Source organism: Micromonospora sp. M51 (assembly GCF_018070305.1).
Lineage (GTDB): Bacteria > Actinomycetota > Actinomycetes > Mycobacteriales > Micromonosporaceae > Micromonospora > Micromonospora parva.
On record NZ_JAGPXZ010000496.1, the window covers coordinates 1 to 4691 of the forward strand.

The window sequence follows — 4691 nt, forward strand, 5'->3', positions numbered from 1 at the left end:
GCATGCTCAGACCCCGCTCGGCCGCGTACGCCTCGATCGCCTCGATGGTGTCCCAGTCGGCGGCGGCGAGCCGCTCGGCGTACCGGCCACCGCCGGAGAGCCGGCTGCCGGCCGGGGGCTGCTCGCTGCGCTTGTACTTGCCGGTGAGCAGGCCGTTGGCGAGCGGGAAGAACGGCAGCATGCCGAGGCCGAACCGCTCGCACGCCGGGATCACCTCGGCCTCCACCGAGCGTTCCACCAGGCTGTAGTGGTTCTGCGCGCTGATGAAGCGCGACCGGCCGTTGGACGAGGCGACCCAGTCCGCGTCGGCGATCTGCCAGCCGGCGAAGTTGGAGTTGCCCAGGTAACGCACCTTGCCGTCGCGGACCAGGTCGTCCAGGGCGGCCAGGGTCTCGTCGATCGGGGTGCCCGGGTCGGGCTCGTGCATCTGGTACAGGTCGATGTGGTCGGTGCCGAGTCGGCGCAGCGACGCCTCCACCGCACGGGCGATGTAGCGCCGCGCACCCCGCGCGCCGTAGTCCGGCCCGTTGAGGCCGTTCATGTCCATGCCGAACTTGGTGGCCAGCACCACGTCGTCCCGGCGGCCCTTGAGCGCCTGCCCGAGCAGCTCCTCGGAGCCGCCCTGCGGCTCGCCGTAGATGTCGGCGGTGTCGAAGAGGGTGATGCCGGCGTCCACTGCGGCGTCGACCACCGCCCGGGTGCCGTCGAGGTCGAGCTTGCGGCCGAAGTTGTTGCAGCCGATGCCGACCACGGACACCACGAGCCCGGAGTCGCCCAGCCGGCGATAGGTCATGTCAGTCACGAGATCCACCCTATGCCGGCGCGGTGCGGGCCACCTCGGCGGCGGCTCAACCGACGACCTCACTGACCAGCTCACGGGCAGCGTCGATGGTCGCGGCCAGTTCGGCGGGGCCGTGACCGACAGCTCCCAACAGCGCGTGCGCCCGCCGCGCGAAGTCCGGCGGCGCACCCGGCAGCCGCCCCGCGGCGTCGATCATCCCTTTCTCGTTGACCAGCCACCGGCCCGCCCGGGCGTGCAGCACCTGGGCGAGCACCCCGATCGTCCGGAACAGGCAGCCCGCGACGTACCCGCTGTCCCCGCGAGCGCTGGCCTTGGCCGCGCCGGCCAGCAGGAAGCCGGCCTCCCAGCCGCCCGCCACCAGCGCGTCGGCCAGCGCGGGCGGGTAATCCCGGGTCTGCTCCTTCAGGCGGGTCAGCTGGCCGGTCGGGTCCGCGAGCACCTGACACAGCGCCACCTCGCCGACATAGGCCGACGAGTAGAACCCGAGCGGGTGCCCGGCCTGCACACCGACCTCGTACCGGCCGGCGCGGCAGTCCGTCCAGACGCGGCGCACCCGGTCGAGGTCCCGGTAGATCCAGTCCACGGCGACCCCGCCGATCCGCAGCCAACCACCGCCGTCGACCCACTGCCCCCAACCACCCGGTGCGGTGAGTACCACCGCCGGGTCGTCGGCGACGGTCGCGGCTATCGCCCGCAGCGCCGGTACGTCCGGCTCACCCTGGTAGTACAGGCCGAGGTCCCAGTCGGAGTCGGGGCGGTGCTCGCCGCGTGCCCGGCTGCCGCCGAGCGCCACGGCGACCACGCCCGGCACGGCGCACAGCCGGTCGGGCAGGTCGGCCGGGATCACCCGACGTCCCAGACCGGTTCCGGGGTCTCCACCACCTCGCTGTCGCCCCGGAACAGCACGAACCGGTCGAAGGAGCGGGTGAACCAGCGGTCGTGGGTGACCGCGATCACCGTCCCCTCGAACGCGTTCAGGCCCGCTTCGAGCGCTTCCGCGCTGGCCAGGTCGAGGTTGTCGGTGGGCTCGTCGAGCAGCAACAGGGTCGCCCCGGACAACTCCAGCAGCAACACCAGGAACCGGGCCTGCTGCCCGCCGGAGAGCGTGCCGAACCGCTGGTCGCCCTGCGCGGCCAGCTCGTAGCGGCTGAGCACGCCCATCGCCGCGTGTCGGTCCATCCCGGTGCGGTGTTCGTCGCCGCGCCAGAGAATCTCGACGAGCGTCTTCGACATCAGCTCCGGCCGGTCGTGGGTCTGGGAGAAGTGCCCGGGGCGTACCCGGGCACCGAGGCGGGCCACGCCGTCGTGCGCCACCGGTGCGAGCGCCCCCGCTCCGTCGACCGGCCCGTTCGCCGGGTCGGGGTCGGTGCCGCCGCGCGCCAGCAGCCGCAGGAAGTGCGACTTGCCGGTGCCGTTGGCACCGAGCACCGCCACCCGGTCGCCGTACCAGATCTCCAGGTCGAAGGGGTAGGTCAGGCCGTCGAGTTCAAGCTGCTCGCAGACGACCGCGCGCTTGCCGGTCCGCCCGCCGGCCAGCCGCATCCGGATGTCCTGGTCCTTCGGGGGTACGGGCGGCGGCCCGGCCTCCTCGAACTTCCGCAACCGGGTCTGTGCGGCCTGGTAGCGCGAGGCCAACCCGTCGTTGTACGCGGCCTTCTGCTTGTACATCAGCATCAGCTCACGCAGCTTCTGGTGTTCCTCGTCCCACCGTCGGCGCAGCTCGTCGAGGCGGGCGTGCCGGGCCACCCGTGCCTCGTGCCAGCTGGCGAAGCCGCCCGGGTGCACCCAGGCACTACCACCCTCGACGGCGACCACCCGGTCGGCGCTCTGGGCCAGCAGCTCGCGGTCGTGCGAGACGTAGAGCACCGACTTGGTCGACTCGCGCAGTCGCGCCTCCAGCCAGCGTTTGCCGGGCACGTCGAGGAAGTTGTCCGGCTCGTCGAGCAGCAGCACCTCGTCCGGGCCGCGCAGCAGCAACTCCAGCGCGAAGCGCTTCTGCTGGCCGCCGGAGAGGGTACGCACCGGCCGGTCCCGGACGGCGTCCCACGGCTGGCCGAGCACGATCGTCGCGACGGTGTCGAAGAGCACCTCGGCGTCGTACCCGCCGGCCTCGCCCCAGGCGCCGAGCGCATCGGCGTACGCCAGTTGGGCCTTGCCCGCGGCGTTGCTGAACGTGCCGTGGGCCTCGGCCGCCCGCATTGCCGCCTCGGTCTCGCCGAGTCGCCGGCCGGCGTCGCGCAGGGCCGGCGGGGCGAGCGACAACGCCAGGTCGGCGAGGCTCGACTCGTCGCCGATCATGCCGATGAACTGACGCATCACGCCCAGCCCGCCGGCCCGTGCGACGACGCCGGTGCGCACCGGCAGGTCGCCGGCGACCATCCTCAGCAGCGTCGTCTTTCCCGCGCCGTTCGGCCCGACCAGGGCGACCTTGCTGCCCTCACCGACCCGGAACGACACGTCGGCGAAGAGTTCCCGACCGTCGGGCAGGATGTGCCCGACCGCTGCCACGTCCACGTATCCCACGCCGGGATCCTGCCCCAGTGAGGGTCGGGGGGTACATCCAATTACCGGGTGACGCGCAGCACCCGGAAGCCCTTCTGGCTGGCGTACCGCTCGACCTGCCAACTCTGCTCGGTGAGCCAGCGTTGCAGCGAGTCGCCGCCGAGGTGCCGGGCGACGACCAACCAGCCGACACCGTCCGGGGCGAGTCGGGGCAGCCAGCGCCGCAACAGCTCGTGCAGCTCGTCCTTGCCGATCCGGATGGGCGGGTTCGACCAGAGCTGGGCGAAGCGGAGGTCTTCCGGGACGTCGTCCGGTGCGCTGACCCGGACCCGGTCGGCGGCGCCGATCCGAGTCGCGTTGGCGGCGGTCAGCTCGCGGGCCCGGGCATTGACGTCGACGGCCCAGATGGTGCTGGCCGGCGCGAGGTCGGCCAGGACGCAGCTGATCGGCCCGAACCCGCAACCGAGGTCGAGCAGGTCGCCCACGGTGTCGGCGGCGGGCAGCTCGGCCTTGCGCAGCAGCACGGCGGTGCCCGGGTCGAGTCGGCTGGCGGAGAAGACTCCGCCGGCCGAGGCGAGCCGGTAGTCGCGGTCGGCGACGGAGAACTCGACCTCGCGCGCCGGGGCGTCGCTGGTGGGCTGAGCGGTGAAGTAGTGGTCGCCGGTCACCGGGCAATTCTCGCACCGGCCCGGGAAGGACCGCCGGGGCGATCGGCCTTCTCCACGGACCTGACCCGGCCCACGCGCGCATTTCCCTGAAATTACCCCCTAAAGGGACAATCGCTCCTACTCTGGGCGACATGGTGTATCGGTACGAGTCCGATGAGGACGCTTTCGAGGATTACCCGGAGCCCGGGTCCGACCTGTCGGTGCTCGGCACCGGCCCGCCCCCGCCGGCCGGGCCGTCCCCGTCGCGCTTCCCGACGCCGTCGCTGCCCCGGCCGAACCAGCTCTCGCTGCCCTCGTCGTCGCCCGCGCCGACCCGCGCCGACCTGCCGCAGTCCGCGCCGGTACGGGCCGACCTGCCGCAGTCCACGCCGACTCGTGCCGACATCCCGCCCGCGCCGCCGCGCAGCCAGATCTACACGTCGGCGACCCCGGTGGAACCGAACGCCCGGCGCGGCGGCGGCCGGCTGTGGCAGGTACTGATCGGCGGTGCCGCCGTCCTGGTGCTGCTCGCCCTCTGCGGCCTCGGCGCCGCCGCGCTGCTCATCGACCGCAACGAGCAGCAGCCGCAGAGCAACCCGACGTACCAGCCGAACGCCGCCGCGCCGTCGGCCACGCCGGAACGGGTGGCCCTCGACTCCCGGGACACCGACCAGGCCCCGCTCACCGCCAAGGAACTCTTCCCCGGCAAGGAACTGAAGCTCACCGACGGCCAGCCCAGC

The 4691-nt window shown here is 72.8% G+C and carries 4 protein-coding genes and 1 pseudogene; 1 reads left to right on the forward strand and 4 read right to left on the reverse strand.

Annotated elements, in window-relative coordinates; genetic code table 11:
• From KBX53_RS22935 to KBX53_RS22950, 4 genes are all read right to left on the reverse strand, one after another.
• A partial coding sequence (locus tag KBX53_RS22935; protein ID WP_210861577.1) for an aldo/keto reductase occupies positions 1-811 on the reverse strand: 811 nt, incomplete at its 3' end.
• Positions 812-848: 37 nt separating this feature from the next.
• Complete coding sequence (locus tag KBX53_RS22940; protein ID WP_030329933.1) at positions 849-1649, reverse strand: nucleotidyltransferase domain-containing protein; 801 nt, start codon at positions 1647-1649, stop codon at positions 849-851.
• On the reverse strand, positions 1646-3325 hold the full coding sequence (locus KBX53_RS22945) for an ABC-F family ATP-binding cassette domain-containing protein (protein ID WP_210861578.1): 1680 nt from the start codon (positions 3323-3325) through the stop codon (positions 1646-1648). The genes KBX53_RS22940 and KBX53_RS22945 overlap by 4 nt, the downstream gene beginning before the upstream one ends.
• A gap of 41 nt (positions 3326-3366) precedes the next feature.
• A complete protein-coding gene (locus KBX53_RS22950) occupies positions 3367-3972 on the reverse strand; it encodes a methyltransferase (RefSeq protein WP_210861579.1) in 606 nt (201 codons plus the stop codon).
• A 131-nt stretch (positions 3973-4103) separates the two neighbouring features.
• On the opposite strand from KBX53_RS22950, the pseudogene KBX53_RS22955 reads away from it, so the two are divergent.
• A pseudogene (locus KBX53_RS22955) lies at positions 4104-4691 on the forward strand (hypothetical protein); the annotation flags it as partial.